The sequence below is a fragment of the Allosphingosinicella sp. genome (assembly GCF_035626655.1).
Classification (GTDB): Bacteria; Pseudomonadota; Alphaproteobacteria; order Sphingomonadales; family Sphingomonadaceae; genus Allosphingosinicella.
The window spans coordinates 28952-47686 of record NZ_DASPNF010000001.1 but is presented as its reverse complement, the minus strand read 5'-3'; the positions used below and the strand labels follow the sequence as shown (position 1 = coordinate 47686).

Here is an 18735-nt window from a genome sequence, read left to right as displayed (position 1 = left end):
CCGCGGGGAAAGGAACGGGACATGTTGCTCGAGCTGATCGCAGCGGCCGCGCTGGCGGCGCCCTGGGATGCGCCCCTGACCTTCCAGGGGATCGGCCCCGTACGCGTCGGCACCCCCGTCGCCGCGCTGCGGCGGATGGGTGCCACGGGCGAGAATTATCCCGATCCGGAGATCGACTGCTCCTACTGGCGGACGCCGCGCTGGCCGGGCCTCCTGATGATGGTGAGCGGCGGCCGCGTGGTGCGGGTCGAGACCGAGGACCGGCGCTACCGCACCGCTTCCGGCGCCCGCGTCGGCATGGCCGAGGCCGAGATCCGCCGGCTCTACGGCCCCGCCATGCGGGTCGAGCCGCATCCCTATACCGGGCCCGAGGGCCATTATCTGGTCTATCGCGCCCGCGGCGCGCCCTACGGCCTGATCATCGAGACCGACGGCCAGCGGGCGACCCAGGTCAGGGTCGGCCACTGGGACGCGGTGCAGCTGATCGAGGGCTGCTCCTGATGCTGCTCGCCGCCCTGCTCGCCGCCACGGCCTGTCCGCCGGCGAGCGAGGCCGTCCGCTCGCTCAACTATCCGCTGCGGCCGGCGCGATGAGCCGCCGCCTGACCGTCACCGGGCGGGTCCAGGGGGTCTGGTACCGCGGCTGGACGGTCGAGCAGGCGGAGGCGCTGGGCCTGGACGGCTGGGTGCGCAACCGGGAGAATGGCAGCGTCGAGATCCTGGTCGCGGGGCCGGATGTAGCGGTGGAGGAGCTGATCCGCCGATGCCACCGGGGCCCGTCGGCGGCGCGGGTCGAACGGGTCGAGGTTACGGCGAGCGACGAAATTCCGCCGGCCGGCTTCGCGCTGCGCCCGACCGCCTAGCCGGCCGGCACGCGCATCACGCTGCGCCTCAGAAGAGGCTGCGCGTCACGAGCGAATCCGGCGCGATGTCTTTTCGGACGCGGTCGGAGAATCGCTTCGCCGACATCAGGAGGCCGAGCAGGAAGACGCTCGAAAGCACGAGGAAGGCGATCGAAACGACGTCGAAAACCGGATTCGAGACGCCCGACAGGTGAAGGAACAGGGCTGCGATGACCATCAGGATCGACGCGGTCACGCAAAAGAACGAGGCGAGGATTCTGACCAGGTGGATCAGAACGCAGGCTGACATATAGGCGGGATTTTCACGCGAAAGTCCCGTGACATTCTTGAGGTGGACCCGCGATCGGCTCTTGGTCTTCCGGACCCCGGTAGCGACCGGGATGATCACTTCCCTGATAATCTGCCAGACGACCAAAGGCGCACTCAGCAGGCCAGCCAAGGTCGCGATGACCTGGATATATTGGTTCTGAAGGATGTCCATCGCTGCCCCCCGATTAGCAACGCCGGGAACAAAATCGTCCGGAAGGCTCGGAAGGAGTGAGTGGAGTTCCGGAGACCGGCCTTGTTTCCCTTGAACTCGCCTTGCCGTCAATCGTGGAACGGGTCTCGCACCAGGATCGTGTCCTCGCGCTCGGGACTGGTCGAAACCAAAGCGACGGGACAGGCGATCAGCTCCTCGATGCGCCTGATATATTTGATCGCCTGCGCGGGAAGCTGCCGCCAGGACCGCGCCCCCGCCGTCGAGTCCTGCCAGCCCTCCATCACCTCATAGACGGGCTCCACTGCCGCCTGGTCGCCGGCCTGGGCGGGGAAATGGTCGAGCGGCCGGCCATTGAGCGTGTAGCCGGTGCAGATCCTGACCTCGTCCAGCCCGTCGAGCACGTCGAGCTTGGTGAGGGCGATGCCGGTGACGCCGGAGACGGCGCAGGACTGGCGGACGAGGACCGCGTCGAACCAGCCGCAGCGCCGCCGCCGCCCCGTCACGGTGCCGAACTCGCGGCCGCGCTCGCCCAGCCGCTGGCCGATCTCGTCCTCCAGCTCGGTCGGGAAGGGGCCGGAGCCGACGCGGGTCGTATAGGCCTTGACGATGCCCAGCACGAAGCCGGCCGCCGACGGCCCGAGCCCGGTGCCGCCGGCGGCGGTGCCGGCGATGGTGTTGGAGGAGGTAACGAACGGATAGGTGCCGTGGTCGACGTCGAGCAGGACGCCCTGCGCGCCCTCGAACAGGATGCGCCGGCCACGCTGCCGCGCCTCGTGCAGCGTCAGCCAGACCGGCCGCGCATATTGGAGCACGGAATCGGCGATCTCCGCCAGGTCGGCGAGGAGCCGGGCGCGGTCGATCCCTTTCTTGCCGAAGCCGGCGCGGAGCGCGTCGTGATGGGCGCAGATGCGGTCCAGCTGCGGCCCGAGATCGTCGAGATGGGCGAGATCGCAGACCCGGATCGCGCGGCGGCCGACCTTGTCCTCATAGGCCGGACCGATGCCGCGGCGCGTCGTCCCGATCTTGCCCTTGCCCGAGGCATCCTCGCGCAGCGCGTCAAGGTCGCGGTGGAAAGGGAGGATCAGCGGGCAGGTGTCGGCGATCTGGAAATTGGCGGGGGTGATCGCGACGCCCTGCTCGCCGAGCTTCTCCACCTCCGCCCTCAGCGCCCAGGGATCGAGCACCACGCCATTGCCGAGCACGGAGAGCGTGCCGCGCACGATGCCCGACGGCAGCAGCGACAATTTGTAGGTCATGTCGCCGACGACCAGAGTGTGGCCGGCATTGTGGCCGCCCTGGAAGCGGACGACCAGATCCGCGCGGCTCGCCAGCCAGTCGACGATCTTGCCCTTACCCTCGTCGCCCCACTGGCCCCCGATCACGGTGACGTTCGCCAAGCTACTATCCTTTCGGCTGCGCAGCGGCCTCTAGAGCGATTTCGAGGCAGATGGAAACATCCCCGGGCTCGAAAAATTGCAGACAACGAAAAAACTGCGCCTTTGCGCCGGGGCAGACCCGTCATCCTCGCCCAGCCACGCTTTGCCGCAGCCCTCCCGGATCGTTGTATGAGGTTAATGAAACCGACCGCACCCTGGAGACGTTGAGGGGTCCATACTGCACGGGTCCAAGGGAGAAGTGACATGCGCAATCTTGTTCTCGCCGCTGCTGCGGCCGCCGTGGCCGTTCCGGTCACCTTCGTAGTGCCGGCGACCACCGGCGAGGCCCAGGCCCAGCGGCGTTATTACGACCGCAGCGGCTATTATAACGGGCCGGTCTGGCGGGACAGCCGCGGCCGCTATCGCTGCCGCCGTTCGAACGGAACCACTGGTCTGATCATCGGCGCCGCGGGTGGCGCGCTGGTCGGCCGCGCGATTGACGGTGGCCGCAACCGCACGACCGGCACGATCGTCGGCGCGGTCGCCGGCGCCCTGGTCGGCCGCGAGGTCCAGAGGAGCAGCAGCCGTCGTCGCTGCCGTTAAGGCGCGGATTGCCGCTGAATGAGACGGGCCGCCCCGAAAGGGGCGGCCCGCTCCTTTTCACCCCGAACCTATTTCGCGCCGGGCTTCTTCGCCGGCGTCTTCCTGGCGGACCGCTTCCTGGCGGGCGCCTTCTTTGCCGGCGCGGCCTTGGCAGCGGCCGGCTTCGCGGCAGCCGCCCGGGCCGGCGCCTTCTTCGTCGGGGCGGGCGTTGCAGCAGGCTTGGCCGACTTCGCGGCAGGCGCCATGGCGGCCGACGCCCTGGCGGCGGGCTTCTTCGCGGCCTTGCGGGCCGGGGCCGCTTTTCGGGCAGGCGCCGCCGGAGCGGCCGCCGCCGGGGCGGCCGCCGCCTCGGCCGGGGTGGCCTCGCCCATCATCCTGCGGACCGCCTCGGTCGCCGCGTCGATCATCGCCGCCCCGATCCGGTTCGCGCTCTCGGCTGCCGCTTCGGTCGCGGCCTCGGCCGCGTCGCGCGCGCCCTTGGCGGTGCGCTTCATGGTGTCGCGCGCATTCTTGTTGGCGGCGAGCGCCGCAGTGGCGGTGAGCAGGCCCGCGACGAGCAGGCTGCGCGCCACGGGGTTGCGCGCCAGGTCGGCAGCGCGCTTGCCCGCCTCGCGCAGGGCGTCGGGAATGAAGTCCGCGGCGCCGCCGCTCGAGCTGTCCGCCCCCTTTGAGGTCGATTTCTTCGCCATGGCATCAACTCCGGTTGATCATATCCATGGCGTAACAGACACGCGAGCGGCCTTACAGTTCCGTCGCCTCGTCCGGCAGCTCGTAGGGATCGCCGTCGGGATCGACGGGATCGCCGGCCGGCTGGACCCGCGGCGCGGGGTCGTCGCCCAGCCCTTTTTCCGCCTCGACATGCTCGGGAAGCCGGTCGTGCCCGGCCTCCTCGCTTGCCGGCAGGGGATGGCCCGGCCCGCCGTCACGATCCTTCTCGCCGCTCATCCTCGCCTCCGTCCGCCTCCCATGGCCCGGACAAGCGAAAGGCCGCCGGGAAGGTTCCCCCGACGGCCTCTCGACATGGTCAGCGGCCGGAAGTCTCCAGCCCGGAAGCCATTGGAAAGACTAGGCTTTCTGCTCCCGAACGGACTTGACCGACCCCTCTGCTGAACCATGAGACATCGGATCACCTCCTTTCGCTAAGTTGATGGCCCGTTCAATATGAGTCGCGCGGAATCGCGGATCAAGACTTGATCATATTTATTTTGGCGCTAGGATTCCGGGCTTCGCGGGCGGCCTGAAGCCTGGATCGCCGAAGGTTGGAGCGAAGCGACAACCGCAGGCGTGAATCAGGCTTCATTCCATAATCGAGACCAGGATTCACGTTCAGGCGTAGCCTGAACGACCTTGGTCTTGCCGCCTTTTTTATTGCCCGCGGCAATCCTCGATCACCCGCCCGACCTCCGGCCAGGCCGGCACGACCAGCGACGGGCCGCCCTCCACCGTGACCAGGAAACGGCCGCGGCTGAACGCCATCTGCTCGAGCAGCGGATCGTTGACCGGAACCGCCGCGAGCATCTCGTTCAGATCGACGCGCGTCGCCGGCAGCCGGCGCACGCCATAGGAGGTGCGGATGGTGAGCGCGTCGGCTTGCGCGCCGGAGAGGGCGAGCCAGATCGTGCGATCCTGCTGACAGCGGATCGTGAAGGTCGCGCGGTCGGAGCGGAAGCTGGCCAGCGCCGCATCGGGCAGCGGGGAATAGGTCCAGTCGCCGGGGCTGAGCGGCCCGGTCGTCCAGTCCGCGGGCGGCGGCGCGGGTGGTGGGGGAGGCGGCGGCAGCGGGACCGGGCGCGGGGCCGGCGTGGGGGTCGGCGCGGGCTGCGCGCTGCGCGGCACGCAGGCGCCGAGGGCGAGGATGGCGAGCGCCGCACCGGTCCAGCGCAGGGGCACGGGCCTATTGGGCATTCGTCGTCGCCGCATTCCCCCCGATAACATCCACCGACCCGTTCGCCTCGACGCTGTTGCCGGCCGGCGCCGCCGCCGTGCTGCGCGCCTCCCCGCTCGCGCAGCGCCGGATATAGCTGGCAATCTCCGGGCTGGGCGGCATGATCAGCGGCGCCGCGTCGCCAACCCGAACGATGATCGGCGTGCTCGCACCGGTCAGCACGCGCACGAACGGATCGTTGGGCGGCAGCGTGCCGCGCAGCATCGGCGTGACGCCGGCCGCGCTGACCACGGCGAGGCGGCGCGTCTCGCTGCCCACCGTCACGAGCATGTTGGGCAGATCGCCCCCCGGCGCCGCCCCCGGCCAGAACAGGAGCAGGTTGCGGCGCTCGTCGCAGCCGATGCTGAAGCGGGCGGGCGCGCCCACCGGGCCGAATTGCAGCACGGGCTGCTCTTCCTGCAGCCCCGCCTGCCAGGTGCCGACCGTCAGATCCTCGTCATCCGTCAGGTCGGTGGCATTCGTCGCCGGCAGCTGGACATTGTCGATCTGCGCGTAGCGCGCCTCTTCCGAGCGCGCGCAGCCGGCGAGCAGGATCGTGGCGGAGAGCAGGAAGGGGCGGATCATCGGCGGTCGGTCCTTTTTCGGCGCGATCAGATTCGGCTCCTTAGCCCGGTATCCCGCCGCGCGCATCCCATAGCGCGAGGAATTCGCGCCGCGTTTTGGGGCCATAGGTCGCAAAGCTCGGGTTGCGGCGCTCGCGACAGGCGGCGCGGCGCTCCTGCAGCGCGCCGCGATTGTGCAGGGCCGTGACGTCGATATTGTAGACCCGCGCGCCATTCAGGCCGAAAATCTTCCTTTTCGCCTCGGCGGTCAGCGCCGGATAGCCGTAGCGCTCCTGATATTCCTCGCTGATCGTGAAGGCGCGGAAGGCCTGGATCTGGTCCTGCGGGCTGCCGTACCAGATCGAATCCGTCCCCCACATGATCCGCTCCTCGCCGAAATATTTGAGGAGCTTGCCGATCACATGGGCGGCCTCCTGCGGCCGGCCCATGAAATAACGCCAGAGCGAGCCCATCTCCGCGTAGAGATTGCCCTGGTTGCGACGGAGGCCGGCATCCTGGTGCGACTTGATCAGCCGGTCGACGCCCTCCGGCGCGGCGGGATTGTAGGGTCCCTCGGTCTTCCCGCCCTCGAAGCCGCCATGATAGACGAGGAAGTTGATGTCCGGATTGGCGACCGCTGCCGGGCCCATGTCGCGCGGGCTGCTATATTCATATTCGAGCCCGCCCAGCGGCACGCCCTTGTGCACCGCGACGGTCTTCACGCCCAGCGCCCGTGCCTTCTCGAAGAAACGGTTGGCATGCTCGCTCCGGTCCAGCCAGATGCCGCGGCCGTTCGAGCCATATTGGGGATAGAGCTTCCAGGCCTCGACCCGGTGCCGCTCGACCATAGAGTCCATCGCCTCGATCGCGCCGGGCTCCTGCGGGAAAACGCCGCCATGGATGAGGGCGCGCGCCCCTTCCCCGCCGATCGCGCGCACGATCTCGCGCGCCTCGTCGGCATATTCGATCGGCGTCGGATTGGGCTGGCCCCAGAGGGCGGAGACGACGGCGACGTCGGTGTCGCTGTCGAGGAAGACCTCGCGAGCGAGGGTCTGGGCGGAATAGCAGTCGAAGCTGCCGCTCGTGCATTTGGAGGCCTGGCCGAAGACCTGCGCCAGCACACGGGCCCAGCGCTGGCCGTCCGCGCCCTGCGCCCAGCGGCCGGCCGGCTCGACGCAATGGGTCTGCACGTCGAAGATGAACTCGTCGCCGCCGACCGCCGCCGCGGCGCGCTGCTGGTCGAGCGTCGCCTCCTCGTCGATCGCGAAGGCGCCGCCGCGCAGCCCGCCCGCTTCCGCCGCCCGGTTGACGGCGGCGAGCACCGTCGCGGCGCCCGCCGCGGAGACCAGGAAGGAGCGGCGGGAAAGGCCGAGCCGACGGGCGTTCTCGCCGGCGGCCTCGTGGGCGAGCCGGTTGGCGAGCTTCTGGGTCGGGGTCAGCAAGGGGGGCGCATATTCGCCGTTGGAGGTCCGGTCGATCTTGATCGGAAGCCGCCGGCCGTCGGGGTCAAGATCGTCGCGCATCGATGCCTCCCATCGAATCGCCCACCCCGCGCATCATCGCCCGTCGCGCTCCGCTATGCAAAGGAGAGGCAAAGACTAGGTCAATGCGCGCTTGACATGGCAATTGATTGATCGTTCAACCAAGACATGAAAGCGAGGCTCTTCCGATGAATGCCGACACGCGCCGCAGGATCGTGCTGGCGGCGATGGACCTGTTTGCCGAGAAAGGCTTCCAGTCGACCAGCGTGGCCGACATCCTGAGCCGCACCCAGGTCCATTCGGGCAGCCTCTATCATGTCTTCCCCGGCAAGCAGGACGTGCTCGCCGCGGTGCTGGAGGCCTATCGCGACGGCATCGAGGAATGGCTGCTCGCGCCGGCCTGGAGCGGCGTCGAGGACCCGATCGAGCGGATCTTCGCCCTGCTCAACGCCTATCGCACCATGCTGGCGACCAGCGACTGCACCTATGGCTGCCCGATCGGCAGCCTGGCGCTGGAGCTGCACGAGCCCGATCCCGCGATCCGCGAGCTGCTCGCCGCCAATTTCGAGAATTGGACGGCGGCGATCCACCGCTGCCTGGACGCCGCGGGGAGCCGCCTGCCCGCGACGATCGACCGGCGCAAGCTGGCCGAGTTCGTGCTGACCGTGATGGAGGGCGCGGTGATGCAGGCGCGCACCTATCGCGAGATCGGCTATTTCGACCGCAACATCGCGATGCTGCGCGACCAGTTCGACCGGATGCTGCGCGAGGCGGAGGCGGTCGCGGCGTAGTCACTTAAGGGAGGGGGACATGACTTTACCCGACATCAATTATCTGGCGGTGGTGCTCGCGGCGCTGTCGGCCTTCGTGCTCGGCGGCCTCTGGTATTCGCCCTTGCTGTTCGCCAGGGCCTGGGTGCGGCTGAACGGCTTCAATGAGGAGGAGCTGAAGAAGAACGCCAATATGGCGATGATCTTCGGCGGCGCCTTCCTCTGCAACCTGGTCTGTGCCTTCGTCTTCGCCTGGTTCACGACCGGCGTCACCGACATTGCGGACGGCGCCAGCTTCGGCTTCGCCACCGGCCTCGGCATCGTCGGCTTCAGCTTCGGGCTCAACTATCTGTTCGAACGGCGGCCGTTCGCGCTCTGGCTGATCAACGCCGGCTATTTCACGATCCAGTTCACGATCTTCGGCGTGATCCTGGCGGCGATGGGCTGATCAGTGGGCGCAGGTGCGGCGCGGGCGGCTAGTGCCGCTTGAAATACTGCACCTCGCGCTCGTGCCTCTCCGCCGCCGCGCGCGTGTCGAACGTGCCGAGATTGCGGCGCTTGCCGGTCTTCGGGTCCTTCTTGCGCGAGTAGAGGCGCCAGCCGGATTTGAGCTTACGGATCATGCGGGCTCAACCGGGACGGAGCTGCCCGGTTGCGCGGCTTAGCGCCGCCCGCCCCACTTGCGCTGCACCCGGCCGTACTTGCCCTTGCGCGTGCCCGGCTTGCCCTCGGTCGAACCGCCGATGACGGGGGCGCGGCTCTGTTCGGTGGCGAGGCCGAGCTCGCCGGCCTCGAGCCGCCTGATCTCGTCGCGCAGGCGCCCGGCCTCCTCGAACTCGAGGTCGGCGGCGGCCTTGCGCATCCGCTTCTCGAGGTCGTCGATATAGGCGCGGAGATTGTGGCCGACGAGGTGCGTCGCCTCCTCGTCGCCGGTGTCGACCATGACGCTGTCGCGGTTGGAGACATCCTTCAGGATGTCGGCGATGTCGCGCTTGATCGTGGTCGGGGTGATGCCGTGCAGGGCGTTATAGGCCTCCTGCTTCTCGCGCCGCCGCCCGGTCTCGTTCAGCGCGCGCTCGATCGAGCCGGTGATCCGGTCGGCATAGAGGATCACCTTGCCTTCGACGTTGCGGGCGGCGCGGCCGATCGTCTGGATGAGGCTGGTTTCCGAGCGCAGGAAGCCCTCCTTGTCCGCGTCGAGGATCGCGACCAGCCCGCATTCCGGGATGTCGAGCCCCTCGCGCAACAGGTTGATGCCGACCAGCACGTCATAGACGCCGAGCCTCAGGTCGCGGATCAGCTCGATCCGCTCCAGCGTCTCCACGTCGCTGTGCATGTAGCGGACGCGAAGGCCCGCCTCGTGCAGGAACTCGGTCAGGTCCTCGGCCATGCGCTTGGTGAGCGTGGTGACCAGGGTGCGATAGCCCTTGCGCGCGGTCTCGCGGGCCTCGGCGATCAGATCGTCCACCTGGTCCTCGACCGGCTTGATCTCCACCGGCGGGTCGATCAGCCCGGTCGGGCGGATCACCTGCTCGACGAAGACGCCGCCGGATTGCTCCAGCTCCCAGGGGCCGGGCGTCGCCGAAACCGCCACGGTCTGCGGGCGCATGACGTCCCATTCGTTGAAGCGCAGCGGCCTGTTGTCGATGCAGCTGGGCAGGCGGAAGCCATATTCGGCGAGCGTCAGCTTCCGCCGGTGGTCGCCGCGCGCCATCGCGCCGATCTGCGGCACGGTCTGGTGGCTCTCGTCGACGAAAAGCAAAGCGTTTTCCGGCAGATATTCGAACAGGGTCGGCGGCGGTTCGCCGGGCAGGCGGCCGGTGAGGAAGCGGGAATAATTCTCGATGCCCGCGCAGGAGCCGGTCGCGGCGATCATCTCCAGGTCGAAATTGGTGCGCTGCTCCAGCCTTTGCGCCTCCAGCAGCCGTCCTTCCGCCTGCAATTCCTTGAGCCGCTCGGCCAGTTCGAAGCGGATCGCCTCCATCGCCTGCTTCAGCGTCGGGCCCGGCGTCACATAATGGCTGTTCGCGTAGACCCGGACATAGTCCAGCGCCGCGGACTTCTTGCCGGTCAGCGGATCGAACTCGACGATCTCCTCGATCTCGTCGCCGAAGAAGGCGACCCGCCAGGCGCTGTCCTCATAATGCGACGGGAAGATTTCGAGGCTGTCCCCGCGGACCCGGAAATTGCCGCGCGCGAAGCCCTGGTCGTTGCGCTTGTACTGGAGCGCGACCAGCTTGCGGATGATCTCGCGCTGGTCGACCGTCTGGCCCTTCTTCAGGTCGAAGATCATCGCCGAATAGGTCTCGACCGAGCCGATGCCGTAGAGGCAGGAGACCGAGGCGACGATGATCACGTCGTCCCGCTCCAGCAGCGCCCGCGTCGCCGAGTGCCGCATCCGGTCGATCGCCTCGTTCACCGAGCTTTCCTTCTCGATGTACGTGTCCGACCGCGGCACATAGGCCTCGGGCTGGTAATAATCGTAATAGGAGACGAAATATTCGACCGCATTGTCGGGGAAGAAGCTCTTGAACTCGCCGTAGAGCTGGGCGGCGAGGATCTTGTTCGGGGCGAGCACCAAAGCCGGACGCTGCAGCGCCTCGATCACCTTCGCCATCGTGAAGGTCTTGCCCGAGCCGGTGACGCCGAGCAGGACCTGCGTCTTCTCCTGCTCGCGGAATTGCTGGACCAGCTCGGCGATCGCCTGCGGCTGGTCCCCCGCCGGCTGATAGTCGGAGACGATCCGGAAGGCCTTGCCGCCCTCCGCCTTCTCCGGGCGCTCGGGACGATGGGGGACGAAGGTCTGGCCGGTCTCGGGCTCTTCGAGGCTCGTGCGGATGGTGATCGCCATGCGGCCTATATGGTCATCCGGGCCGCGGAGCGCTACCGTTCTGACACCTGCCGGCGGGGGCCGGTCCAGGTTAAGGGGGGAGGAGCATATGCTGCGTCCCGTCATCATGATCGCGGCGCTGGCCGCAACGTCCTGCAGCGGCCGGAACGAGGCCAACAATGCGACCGTGAATGCCGAACCGGATGTCATCTTTCAGCCAGGCTTCTGGGAGATGCGACCGACGATCACTCTTTCGGAGAGGATTGACCGGGAAATGCCCAGAAACGTCGTCATCATGTGGTGCATGTCCGACGGCCTGCGTCCGAACATTCCGAATGCCAACGAGACCTTCTTCGGGCCGGCGACCGTGCACAGCCAATGCACCGACGACCTGACTTTTCCGGGCGGGCGCGTCGAGGGGACTCGGGAGTGCTTCGCCACCGATGAAGGCAGGTACTGGAACAATGTCACCGGCCGATTCACGCCGACCAGCTTCGAGATTGAAGAGATTGTCCAAAGTCAGTCGGCGGAAGGAACCCGGGAGGTCGCCCGGATCCGGTCGAGGGGTCGCCGTACCGGAGAGTGCCCGCGCAGCCCCTTGGTCGGTGATCCGGGACAGACCAACGCAGCCGCGAACGCTGCGACCCCCGCCCGATAGACGGATCGTTCGCCCGTCAGGTGCCAGAACGTCGCCGGTTGCCACGGCGGGCGATATCGGACACGAAACGGGAAGGGCGCGAATCCAGCGGCCGCAAGAACAAGGGGACCCCGGATGAAGCAGTCGATTTTCCTCGCGGCGGGCGCGGCCGTCATCTTCCTCGCCGCCTGCAACAGGGGCGGCCCCGAGCATATCCAGGCGGGCATGTGGGAAATGAAGGCGAAGATGACCCAGTTCGAGGCTCCGGGCGCACCGGCCGAGATGCTTGGCCCGATGCAGGCCCAGCTCAACCGCGAGCAGACCAACCGGACCTGCATCACCCAGGACCGGGCTTCCAATCCGCTTCGCCAGTTCCGCGAGGTGATGACGCGCGGCCAGCCGGGCGCGGCCTGCACCACCGACGAGGACACTTTCACCGGCGGCGTGATCCGGATCCGCGTCACCTGCCGGTCGACCACCGGCCAGCCGGGCCAGGGCTCGATGACGATGGAGGGCAGCTTCACCGACACGACGCTGCAGGCCAGGATGACGGTCAACGCCGACGGCATGGCAACGGGCGGACCGCGCTCGCTGCGGATGACCACCGAGATCAACGGCAGCCGCGTCGGCGAGTGCCAGGGCGCACCGGCGGCGCCCGCGGCACCGGCTCCGTCCGGCAACAGCCTCTAGAAGACGGCCCCGCTTCGGGCGCCACCAGATTGAAAAAGGGGGACCTCCAATGAAACGAACTGCCTTAGTCGGTGCCAGCCTTGCCGCCATTCTGCTCGCCGCCTGCTCGGGCGGCGGCGGCGGTGGCGGGTCGGGCGCCGCCCAGCGCCAGCCCGGCATGTGGGAATCCACGTCCAAGATCACCCAGCTCCAGCTCACCGGCGCGCCGCCGGAAATGCAGGCACGGGCCAATGCCCAGGTCGGCCAGTCGCAAAACTCCCGCGAATGCCTGACTCCCGAGCAGGCGCGCGATCCGATGGGCCAGATGCGCCGGATCATGGCGCGGCAAGGCCCCACGGCCAATTGCACCTTCTCGGACCAGGTCTTCGCTGGCGGCGTGGTCCGCATCCGCGGGACCTGCCCCGCGGCCGGCGGCGGCTCGGCCCAGATCGCGCTCGAGGGCACGTTCACCGAGACGACGATGAACGTAACGATGAACGTGAACGCCCAGGGGCCGGCCTCCGCGCAGATGCCCGGCGTGACCGGGATGCGGATCAGCGCGGAAACCTCGGCCCGGCGCACGGGCGAGTGTCCGGGCAGCGGCACGCAATAGCGTTCGGCGCGCGGACCGCGGACGGAACGGCGAGGCAGGGGCGGCGTGCGCGTCACGTCGTCCATTGCCTCGCTTCCGCTTATGCGACTAAGGGCGGGCACGCGAATCCCGTACGCATTCCTTGAGAAGGGGCTTTGATGAAGAGAGTGCTTTTCCTGACGCCGCTCGCGCTCGCCGCCACGACGGCCTGCGCCCCGGCGCCGAACCAGATCCAGGCCGGCCAGTGGGAGCTGGTGACGGAGATCCGCTCGATCTCGCTGCCCAACGCGCCGGAGGAGGTCCGCGAGCAGATGCGCGCCCGCGCCGGCCGGCCCGACACGGGCCGCGCCTGCCTGACCGACGACCAGGCCCGCCGCTTCCTCGAATTCACCAAGCAGGTGGTCAGCCAGGGCCAGGCCGCCGCCTGCCGCTTCACCGACGAGGTCTATGCGAACGGCGTGCTGCGCCAGAACAGCTCCTGTCCGGCCGGCGGGCCGATGGGCGGGCCGCAGGGCAACCAGACAAGCACCCTCGAGGGCCGCTTCACCGCGACCACCTTCAACGCGACGCTCAACACGCAGGGCCCCAACGTGATGGCGCCCGGCGGCGGCGAGATGCGCGCCTCGGTGTCGCTCCGTGGCCGCCGTCTCGGCGATTGCCCGGCCCAGCCGGCCACGCCGGGTGCGCCCGCCGGGCTCTGACCGGGCCTGGGGGGATGAAGCTGCCCGCCGCCCTGCTCGTGGCCCTCGCGGCCGCGGCCTGCAACTCGCAGGGCGGTAACGGGCAGGCGCCGGGCGGCACCGCCATGCGGCCGGGCCTCTGGGAATTGACGACACGGGTGGTGACCGTCGACGCGCCCACCGCGCCGGCGGAGATCCAGCCGCAGCTCCAGGCAGCCCTGGCCGCGGCCACGACTGTCGAGCGCAGCTGCCTGACCCCGGGCGAAGCCGCCAATCCGGGTGTGGCTATCCGCGACCGCGTGATCCAGGGCCAGAGCGGCTATACGTGCGAGACCGGTGAGGAGATCTTTGCAGGCGGGCGCATTCGCATGACCCTGAACTGCCGCTCGAACAGCGGCGCGCCCGACCTGCGCCAGGCGATGGTGGGGAGCTTCACGGCCGACACCCTGCAGGCGGCGATCAGCGGCGAGGGCGCGACGCCGGCAACGGCGATGTCGCCGTCCATTCCGGTGCGCGTCGAGAGCGCCCTGACCGGGCGCCGCGTCGGCGACTGTACCGAATAGCCGGCGCCGGCGCGCCGGACAGGATCTGAGGGAGGAAATGGATGATCGGCTATGTGACCCTGGGGTCCAACGACCTCGACAAGGCCCGCGCCTATTACGACGATCTGTTCGGCTCGATCGGCGCCGGCCGGCTGATGGAATTCGGCGAGAATTTCACGCTTTATGGAACCGGGTGGGGGAGCGCCGGCGTTGCCGTCTGCAAACCCTATAATGGCGAGGCGGCGACAGCCGGCAATGGCAATATGATCGCGATCGTGCTGGACAGCCGCGACAAGGTCGACGCCCTCCACGGCAAGGCGCTGGAGCTGGGCGGCACCTGCGAAGGCCCGCCGGGCCTTCGCTCGCCCGAGGGCCCGCAGGCCTTTTACGGCGCCTATTTTCGCGACCCCGAGGGCAACAAATTCTGCGCCTTCCGGACGGGGCCGGCCTAGGAGCCCATGCGCGTCCGGGCGATCGTCAACCGCGCGGGCGGCACGCTGAAGGGCATAGCCGAGGAGGAGACCCGGATCGTCGAGGCGTTCCGGGCGGCGGGCGTCGTGGCCGACGTCCGGATGACAGACTCCGCGGACATCTACGAGGCGCTGAAGGAGGCTGCGCAGGCGCCCGACCTCGACGCGGTCGTCGCCGGCGGCGGCGACGGCACGCTCTCCTGCGCGGCCGGCCATCTCGCCGAAACGGGCCGCCCGCTCGGCATCCTGCCGCTCGGCACGCTCAACCATCTCGCCCGGGATGCTGGCATCCCCGCCGGGATCGAGGAGGCGGCAAAGACGATCGCCGAGGGCCAGGTCCGGGAGATCGATCTCGCCGAGGTCAACGGCCGGGTGTTCGTCAACAACAGCTCGGTCGGCCTCTATCCGGACATGGTGATGCTGCGCGAGCTGGAGCAGGAGAAGCTCGGCCGCTCGAAGCGCCGCGCGATGCTCTCGGCGAGCCTGGCCTCGCTCCGCTCCTTCCGGCGCCACCGGCTCTGGATCAGCGCGCCGGGCCTGGAGGCGCCGATCCGCACGCCGTTGCTGTTCGTCGGCAACAACCGCTATCACGTGACCCTGTTCGGCCTCGGCAAGCGGGAGCGGCTCGACGAGGGCGAGCTCTGCCTCTACGCGATCCGCGCGAAGAGCCGCCTGCACCTCTTCTGGGCGGGGATCCGCGGGATATTCGGCAAGCTCGACCAGCAGCGCGACTTCATCACCGCTTATGTAAGCGAGGCGGAAATCAGCGCCGACCGCCCGGTCCTCGTGGTATCGGCCGACGGCGAGACCTTCCGGATGGAGACGCCGCTCCGCTACCGCATCCGCCCGAAGGCGCTGCGGCTCATCGTGCCGGAACGCTGAATGGCTGGCCGACGGCGGTGGCGATGAAGCGGCCGGGCGGAAGGCCCTGCTGCCGCTGGAGATCGGCAAGGACCTGCGGCGGCTGGTCCATCCCCTCGAAGGAGAGCTGGAAGGTGCCCCAGTGGACGGCGAGCGCCATGCGCGGATCGAGCAGGCGGAAGATGGCGAGCGCCTCCTCAGGCCCGACATGGCTGTTCTGCATGACGTCGCGCGGCAGGAACGCGCCGATCGGGATGATCGCGAGCCGGTAGGGCCCGGCCCGCGCCGCCTCGCGCACCCAGGAACCGTCGCCCCAGCCCGTGTCGCCGGCGAAGAAGATGTTGCCGTGCGGGGTCCGGATCGAGAAGGCCGACCAGAGCGCACGGTTGCGGTCCGTGCCCCAGCGCGAGCCCCAATGATGGTTCCGCAGCACCACCACTTCGCCGCCGCCGGGAACGAGGACGCGCCCGCCCCAGTCGCGGGTCACCGCCTCGATCCCCTCGCCGCGCAGGATCGTGTCGTTGCCAAGGCTGGTGACGATCAGCGGCCGGTCCCGTTCCCAGAGCCGCTTCAGGGTCGGCAGGTCCATATGGTCGTAATGATTGTGGCTGACGACGACGAGATGGATGCGCGGCAGATCCTCGAAGCGCACGCCGGGCGCCCGCACGCGCCGCGGCCCGATGAAGGAGAAGGGCGAGGCGCGGTCCGACCAGATCGGATCGGTCAGGATGTTGAGCCCATTGACCTGCACCAGCACGGTCGAATGGCCGATCCAGGTGACGCGCATCCCGTCTCCGGCCACATTGCGCGGCGGCACCGTCTGCTGCACGGGCGCGCTGTCGGGCCAGACCGCCCGTTCGCCCTGCATCCAGCGGTTGAAGAAGCGGCGCGGATCGAGCCGCGGCGGCTCGCGCGTGCCGGGATTGAAGAAGCGGCGGCCGTCAAAATGATCGCTCGCCGGGCCCGCATAATAGATCCGGTCGAGGAAAGGCGGGACCAGGGTCGGCGCGAAGCTCAGGGCGACGAGCAGGAAGAGCAGCACGGTCCCCAGCCATTTCAGCAGCCGACGCATGGTGGATCAGCGGCGCCCGTCAGACGGTGGGATCGGCGGGCGCGGCGGGCTTGCCGCCGTCCTCATCATCGCCATCGTCATTGCCGTCGGGGATCAGGGAGAAGCCCGCGGGCGCACGGGATTCGACATGATTGGGGTGATACATGTCGAGATGGAGATCGAAGCGGCCGGGCGCGGCGTCGCCGCAATCGAGCGGCCAGCGGTCGACGATCGTACCGAAGGCGCCGACGCCGATATTGCTGCGCTGCCCGACGCGCGGCCGGGTGCCGTCGGCGCAGCGCAGGCGAGCGATATAGGCGTGCTCGCCGGCCGGCATGTTCACCCGCACCGGATTCTGCGCGGAGCCGAGCGGCAGGTCGCGGGCCCGCTCGACCAGCCGCGCGACCTCCTGAGGGGGTGGGCCGAAGCCGAGTTGGGCCGCGGCCGGCGTGGCGGCGGCGAGCAGGACCAGGGCGAGAAACGGCAAGCGACGCATGGCGGCCCTCCTTAGCCTGGGAGGCGAGCTTGCGGGAAGGCCGGACGGGGCACAAGCCCTTCCCGAGCCGCTAGGGCCTGAGCGTGAAGCCCGCGGGCGCCCGGGTCTCGCGATGCTCTTCATGGTACATGTCGAAGGCGATCCGGCTGGCCTGCCCGGCGCAATTCAGCTCGTAGGCCGAGACGACCGAGCCGAAGGCGCCGACGCCCGCCTCGTGCCGCGCACCGATCCGCGGCTGGGCTCCGTCCGCGCAGCGCAGGCGGCCGAGATAGGCGCGCTCGCCTTCCGGCCCGCCGACCCGCACCGGATTTTCGAGGCTGCCCAGCGGGTGCGCGTCGGCGGCAGCGACGAGCTGGCGCATCTCCTCCTCGGGCGAGACCCGGCTCAGCGCGCCGACCAGCTGGTCCGGCGACTGGGTGCGCGCGCCCAGCCTCGGCTGGGCAGTTTGCGCGAGCGCGGGTGCGGCGGCGAGAAGAAACAGGGCAACGAGGGGGGTACGCATGAGGCTCTCCGGAGGCTCCAGCCACTTAGGGCCTGGCTCGACAGGCGGCAAGGGCGGGGTCTTGACATGCAACTATACGGTTGCATATATCGCCCGCCATGGAAGAGGTTTTCCGCGCCCTTGCCGATCCGAGTCGCCGGGCCCTGCTCGACCGGCTGTTCGCCGCCGGCGGGCAGACTTTGCGCCAGCTCGCTTCGGACATGCCGATGACGCGCCAGGCCGTGGCCAAGCATCTGGCCATCCTCGAAGCCGCCAATCTCGTCTCCGTCCATTGGCGGGGCCGGGAGAAGCTCCATTATCTGAATCCGGTGCCGATCGGGGAAATTGTGAAGCGCTGGGTCGGCAAGTTCGAGGATGCCCGGATCGAGGCGCTGACCGACCTCAAAAGCCATGCCGAAACCAGGGAGAAGAAGAGTGCCTGAGCGTGCCCCCGCCTTCGTCTATGTCATCTATATCGCCGCCAGCGCCGACACGGTGTGGGCCGGCCTGATCGACCAGGAGGTCACCAGGCAATATTGGGGCCATCACAACCGCTCCGACTGGCAGCCCGGATCGCGCTGGGAGCATGTGCGGACCGACGGCAGCGGCAAGGTCGACATCGTCGGCCGGGTCGTCGAGATCGATCCGCCGCGGCGGCTGGTGACGACCTGGGCCTCGCCGGAGAACGAGAATGATCCGGAGAAAGTCTCGCGCGTTGTTTATGAGCTGGCGCCGGCGGGCGAGGATACCAGGCTCACTGTCACGCACAGCGAGCTCGAGGCCGGCTCCGCGATGCTCGCGGGCATCAGCCGCGGCTGGCCCGCCGTGCTCTCGAACCTCAAGTCGCTGCTGGAGACGGGCAAGGTGATGACCGATTTGTGGGGCAGCCAGTGAACCCCGTGGCCAATGCCGCCATGCTGATCCGCCGGCCGGTGGCGGAGGTGTTCGAGGCCTTCGCCAATCCGGCGATCACCGCGCGTTTCTGGTTCAGCCACGGCCATGCGCGGCTGGCGCCGGGCGCGCAGCTGCGCTGGGAGTGGGAGATGTACGGCGCGGGCACGGACGTGCTCGTCAAGGCGATCGAGCCCGGGCGCCGTATCCTGATCGACTGGGACGAGCCGGTGACCGAGGTGGAATGGCTGTTCGAGCCGCGCGGGGCCGACCGGACCTGGGTCACGGTCGAGAATCGCGGCTTTCACGGCACGGACGAGGAAAAGCTCGCCCGCGCGCTCGATGCGACCGGCGGCTTCGCTCTGGTGCTCGCCGGCGCGAAAATCTGGCTGGAGCATGGGATCGAGCCCGGTTTCGTGCTGGACCGGCATCCGGATGCGGTCGTGGAGGCGTGGAAGCACCGCTAGCCTTTCCC

At 68.8% G+C, this 18735-nt stretch carries 27 protein-coding genes; 15 read left to right on the top strand and 12 right to left on the bottom strand.

Going from position 1 to position 18735, the window contains the following annotated elements; all coding sequences use genetic code 11:
- The first annotated feature begins 21 nt into the window (after positions 1 to 21).
- Positions 22 to 501, top strand: coding sequence for a hypothetical protein (locus VEC11_RS00280; protein ID WP_464128001.1), 480 nt, complete (start codon positions 22 to 24; stop codon positions 499 to 501).
- Between the two features lie 88 nt (positions 502 to 589).
- On the top strand, positions 590 to 862 hold the full coding sequence (locus VEC11_RS00275; protein WP_464127998.1) for an acylphosphatase: 273 nt from the start codon (positions 590 to 592) through the stop codon (positions 860 to 862).
- 28 nt (positions 863 to 890) lie between these two features.
- On the opposite strand, the gene VEC11_RS00270 is transcribed toward VEC11_RS00275, so the two are convergent.
- Complete coding sequence (locus VEC11_RS00270; protein WP_464127996.1) at positions 891 to 1343, bottom strand: hypothetical protein; 453 nt, start codon at positions 1341 to 1343, stop codon at positions 891 to 893.
- Between the two features lie 107 nt (positions 1344 to 1450).
- A complete protein-coding gene (locus tag VEC11_RS00265; protein WP_464127994.1) occupies positions 1451 to 2740 on the bottom strand; it encodes an adenylosuccinate synthase in 1290 nt (429 codons plus the stop codon).
- 243 nt (positions 2741 to 2983) lie between these two features.
- Between VEC11_RS00265 and VEC11_RS00260 the strand changes: the two genes are divergently transcribed.
- Positions 2984 to 3322: a glycine zipper 2TM domain-containing protein gene (locus VEC11_RS00260; protein WP_464127992.1), complete on the top strand. Its 339-nt coding sequence runs from the start codon at positions 2984 to 2986 to the stop codon at positions 3320 to 3322.
- A 68-nt stretch (positions 3323 to 3390) separates the two neighbouring features.
- Here the strand turns inward: VEC11_RS00260 and VEC11_RS00255 are convergent, their stop codons facing one another.
- The 5 genes from VEC11_RS00255 to VEC11_RS00235 all read right to left on the bottom strand — a co-directional run bounded on the left by VEC11_RS00255 (position 3391) and on the right by VEC11_RS00235 (position 7332).
- Positions 3391 to 4011, bottom strand: coding sequence for a hypothetical protein (locus VEC11_RS00255; RefSeq protein ID WP_464127990.1), 621 nt, complete (start codon positions 4009 to 4011; stop codon positions 3391 to 3393).
- Between the two features lie 52 nt (positions 4012 to 4063).
- Positions 4064 to 4267: a hypothetical protein gene (locus VEC11_RS00250; protein ID WP_464127988.1), complete on the bottom strand. Its 204-nt coding sequence runs from the start codon at positions 4265 to 4267 to the stop codon at positions 4064 to 4066.
- Between the two features lie 420 nt (positions 4268 to 4687).
- A complete protein-coding gene (locus VEC11_RS00245; protein ID WP_464127986.1) occupies positions 4688 to 5227 on the bottom strand; it encodes a hypothetical protein in 540 nt (179 codons plus the stop codon).
- Positions 5217 to 5831, bottom strand: coding sequence for a hypothetical protein (locus VEC11_RS00240; RefSeq protein WP_464127984.1), 615 nt, complete (start codon positions 5829 to 5831; stop codon positions 5217 to 5219). Before VEC11_RS00240 ends, VEC11_RS00245 begins: the two co-directional genes overlap by 11 nt.
- A 40-nt stretch (positions 5832 to 5871) precedes the next feature.
- On the bottom strand, positions 5872 to 7332 hold the full coding sequence (locus tag VEC11_RS00235) for an amidohydrolase family protein (protein ID WP_464127982.1): 1461 nt from the start codon (positions 7330 to 7332) through the stop codon (positions 5872 to 5874).
- Positions 7333 to 7478: 146 nt separating this feature from the next.
- On the opposite strand from VEC11_RS00235, the gene VEC11_RS00230 reads away from it, so the two are divergent.
- Together VEC11_RS00230 and VEC11_RS00225 are read left to right on the top strand one after the other, a co-directional pair.
- Complete coding sequence (locus VEC11_RS00230) at positions 7479 to 8081, top strand: TetR/AcrR family transcriptional regulator (protein ID WP_464127980.1); 603 nt, start codon at positions 7479 to 7481, stop codon at positions 8079 to 8081.
- 19 nt (positions 8082 to 8100) lie between these two features.
- The gene (locus VEC11_RS00225; protein ID WP_464127978.1) at positions 8101 to 8508 is read left to right on the top strand and encodes a DUF1761 domain-containing protein; all 408 of its coding nucleotides are present in this window, start codon (positions 8101 to 8103) and stop codon (positions 8506 to 8508) included.
- Between the two features lie 28 nt (positions 8509 to 8536).
- On the opposite strand, the gene VEC11_RS00220 is transcribed toward VEC11_RS00225, so the two are convergent.
- Positions 8537 to 8683, bottom strand: a complete 147-nt coding sequence (locus tag VEC11_RS00220; protein ID WP_464127976.1) for a hypothetical protein — start codon at positions 8681 to 8683, stop codon at positions 8537 to 8539.
- A gap of 38 nt (positions 8684 to 8721) precedes the next feature.
- Positions 8722 to 10911: an excinuclease ABC subunit UvrB gene (uvrB, locus tag VEC11_RS00215; RefSeq protein ID WP_464127974.1), complete on the bottom strand. Its 2190-nt coding sequence runs from the start codon at positions 10909 to 10911 to the stop codon at positions 8722 to 8724.
- 88 nt (positions 10912 to 10999) lie between these two features.
- Between uvrB and VEC11_RS00210 the strand changes: the two genes are divergently transcribed.
- The 7 genes from VEC11_RS00210 (at position 11000) to VEC11_RS00180 (ending at position 15362) form a co-directional block, all read left to right on the top strand.
- On the top strand, positions 11000 to 11548 hold the full coding sequence (locus VEC11_RS00210) for a DUF3617 domain-containing protein (protein WP_464127972.1): 549 nt from the start codon (positions 11000 to 11002) through the stop codon (positions 11546 to 11548).
- Between the two features lie 114 nt (positions 11549 to 11662).
- Positions 11663 to 12217 (top strand): DUF3617 domain-containing protein, encoded by a 555-nt coding sequence (locus VEC11_RS00205; protein WP_464127970.1) that lies wholly within the window; start codon positions 11663 to 11665, stop codon positions 12215 to 12217.
- A 49-nt stretch (positions 12218 to 12266) separates the two neighbouring features.
- Positions 12267 to 12809, top strand: a complete 543-nt coding sequence (locus VEC11_RS00200) for a DUF3617 domain-containing protein (protein ID WP_464127968.1) — start codon at positions 12267 to 12269, stop codon at positions 12807 to 12809.
- Between the two features lie 137 nt (positions 12810 to 12946).
- A complete protein-coding gene (locus VEC11_RS00195) occupies positions 12947 to 13489 on the top strand; it encodes a DUF3617 domain-containing protein (RefSeq protein ID WP_464127966.1) in 543 nt (180 codons plus the stop codon).
- A 14-nt stretch (positions 13490 to 13503) separates the two neighbouring features.
- Complete coding sequence (locus tag VEC11_RS00190) at positions 13504 to 14031, top strand: DUF3617 domain-containing protein (RefSeq protein ID WP_464127964.1); 528 nt, start codon at positions 13504 to 13506, stop codon at positions 14029 to 14031.
- Between the two features lie 41 nt (positions 14032 to 14072).
- The gene (locus VEC11_RS00185) at positions 14073 to 14462 is read left to right on the top strand and encodes a VOC family protein (protein WP_464127963.1); all 390 of its coding nucleotides are present in this window, start codon (positions 14073 to 14075) and stop codon (positions 14460 to 14462) included.
- 6 nt (positions 14463 to 14468) lie between these two features.
- Positions 14469 to 15362 (top strand): diacylglycerol/lipid kinase family protein, encoded by an 894-nt coding sequence (locus tag VEC11_RS00180; RefSeq protein WP_464127961.1) that lies wholly within the window; start codon positions 14469 to 14471, stop codon positions 15360 to 15362.
- Here the strand turns inward: VEC11_RS00180 and VEC11_RS00175 are convergent.
- The 3 genes from VEC11_RS00175 to VEC11_RS00165 form a co-directional block, all read right to left on the bottom strand.
- Positions 15343 to 16413 carry an MBL fold metallo-hydrolase gene (locus VEC11_RS00175; RefSeq protein WP_464127960.1) on the bottom strand — a complete coding sequence of 357 codons (1071 nt, stop codon included), beginning with the start codon at positions 16411 to 16413 and terminating at the stop codon, positions 15343 to 15345. The genes VEC11_RS00180 and VEC11_RS00175 overlap by 20 nt on opposite strands.
- A 19-nt stretch (positions 16414 to 16432) precedes the next feature.
- Complete coding sequence (locus VEC11_RS00170) at positions 16433 to 16888, bottom strand: hypothetical protein (RefSeq protein ID WP_464127958.1); 456 nt, start codon at positions 16886 to 16888, stop codon at positions 16433 to 16435.
- Positions 16889 to 16958: 70 nt separating this feature from the next.
- The gene (locus tag VEC11_RS00165) at positions 16959 to 17390 is read right to left on the bottom strand and encodes a hypothetical protein (protein WP_464127957.1); all 432 of its coding nucleotides are present in this window, start codon (positions 17388 to 17390) and stop codon (positions 16959 to 16961) included.
- A 98-nt stretch (positions 17391 to 17488) separates the two neighbouring features.
- Between VEC11_RS00165 and VEC11_RS00160 the strand changes: the two genes are divergently transcribed.
- The 3 genes from VEC11_RS00160 to VEC11_RS00150 are packed head-to-tail and all read left to right on the top strand — an operon-like array spanning position 17489 to position 18727.
- Positions 17489 to 17812 (top strand): ArsR/SmtB family transcription factor, encoded by a 324-nt coding sequence (locus tag VEC11_RS00160; RefSeq protein ID WP_464127955.1) that lies wholly within the window; start codon positions 17489 to 17491, stop codon positions 17810 to 17812.
- A complete protein-coding gene (locus VEC11_RS00155; protein ID WP_464127953.1) occupies positions 17805 to 18263 on the top strand; it encodes an SRPBCC family protein in 459 nt (152 codons plus the stop codon). Before VEC11_RS00160 ends, VEC11_RS00155 begins: the two co-directional genes overlap by 8 nt.
- Positions 18260 to 18727: an SRPBCC family protein gene (locus VEC11_RS00150; protein WP_464127951.1), complete on the top strand. Its 468-nt coding sequence runs from the start codon at positions 18260 to 18262 to the stop codon at positions 18725 to 18727. The genes VEC11_RS00155 and VEC11_RS00150 overlap by 4 nt, the downstream gene beginning before the upstream one ends.
- The last annotated feature ends 8 nt before the right edge of the window (positions 18728 to 18735 follow it).

Coding starts and splice junctions, on each gene's coding strand:
- VEC11_RS00280 (WP_464128001.1), top strand. CDS start 22: ATGTTGCTCGAGCTGATCGCAGCGGCCGCGCTGGCGGCGCCCTGGGAT.
- VEC11_RS00275 (WP_464127998.1), top strand. CDS start 590: ATGAGCCGCCGCCTGACCGTCACCGGGCGGGTCCAGGGGGTCTGGTAC.
- VEC11_RS00270 (WP_464127996.1), bottom strand. CDS start 1,343: ATGGACATCCTTCAGAACCAATATATCCAGGTCATCGCGACCTTGGCT.
- VEC11_RS00260 (WP_464127992.1), top strand. CDS start 2,984: ATGCGCAATCTTGTTCTCGCCGCTGCTGCGGCCGCCGTGGCCGTTCCG.
- VEC11_RS00255 (WP_464127990.1), bottom strand. CDS start 4,011: ATGGCGAAGAAATCGACCTCAAAGGGGGCGGACAGCTCGAGCGGCGGC.
- VEC11_RS00250 (WP_464127988.1), bottom strand. CDS start 4,267: ATGAGCGGCGAGAAGGATCGTGACGGCGGGCCGGGCCATCCCCTGCCG.
- VEC11_RS00245 (WP_464127986.1), bottom strand. CDS start 5,227: ATGCCCAATAGGCCCGTGCCCCTGCGCTGGACCGGTGCGGCGCTCGCC.
- VEC11_RS00240 (WP_464127984.1), bottom strand. CDS start 5,831: ATGATCCGCCCCTTCCTGCTCTCCGCCACGATCCTGCTCGCCGGCTGC.
- VEC11_RS00235 (WP_464127982.1), bottom strand. CDS start 7,332: ATGCGCGACGATCTTGACCCCGACGGCCGGCGGCTTCCGATCAAGATC.
- VEC11_RS00230 (WP_464127980.1), top strand. CDS start 7,479: ATGAATGCCGACACGCGCCGCAGGATCGTGCTGGCGGCGATGGACCTG.
- VEC11_RS00225 (WP_464127978.1), top strand. CDS start 8,101: ATGACTTTACCCGACATCAATTATCTGGCGGTGGTGCTCGCGGCGCTG.
- VEC11_RS00220 (WP_464127976.1), bottom strand. CDS start 8,683: ATGATCCGTAAGCTCAAATCCGGCTGGCGCCTCTACTCGCGCAAGAAG.
- uvrB (WP_464127974.1), bottom strand. CDS start 10,911: ATGGCGATCACCATCCGCACGAGCCTCGAAGAGCCCGAGACCGGCCAG.
- VEC11_RS00210 (WP_464127972.1), top strand. CDS start 11,000: ATGCTGCGTCCCGTCATCATGATCGCGGCGCTGGCCGCAACGTCCTGC.
- VEC11_RS00205 (WP_464127970.1), top strand. CDS start 11,663: ATGAAGCAGTCGATTTTCCTCGCGGCGGGCGCGGCCGTCATCTTCCTC.
- VEC11_RS00200 (WP_464127968.1), top strand. CDS start 12,267: ATGAAACGAACTGCCTTAGTCGGTGCCAGCCTTGCCGCCATTCTGCTC.
- VEC11_RS00195 (WP_464127966.1), top strand. CDS start 12,947: ATGAAGAGAGTGCTTTTCCTGACGCCGCTCGCGCTCGCCGCCACGACG.
- VEC11_RS00190 (WP_464127964.1), top strand. CDS start 13,504: ATGAAGCTGCCCGCCGCCCTGCTCGTGGCCCTCGCGGCCGCGGCCTGC.
- VEC11_RS00185 (WP_464127963.1), top strand. CDS start 14,073: ATGATCGGCTATGTGACCCTGGGGTCCAACGACCTCGACAAGGCCCGC.
- VEC11_RS00180 (WP_464127961.1), top strand. CDS start 14,469: ATGCGCGTCCGGGCGATCGTCAACCGCGCGGGCGGCACGCTGAAGGGC.
- VEC11_RS00175 (WP_464127960.1), bottom strand. CDS start 16,413: ATGCGTCGGCTGCTGAAATGGCTGGGGACCGTGCTGCTCTTCCTGCTC.
- VEC11_RS00170 (WP_464127958.1), bottom strand. CDS start 16,888: ATGCGTCGCTTGCCGTTTCTCGCCCTGGTCCTGCTCGCCGCCGCCACG.
- VEC11_RS00165 (WP_464127957.1), bottom strand. CDS start 17,390: ATGCGTACCCCCCTCGTTGCCCTGTTTCTTCTCGCCGCCGCACCCGCG.
- VEC11_RS00160 (WP_464127955.1), top strand. CDS start 17,489: ATGGAAGAGGTTTTCCGCGCCCTTGCCGATCCGAGTCGCCGGGCCCTG.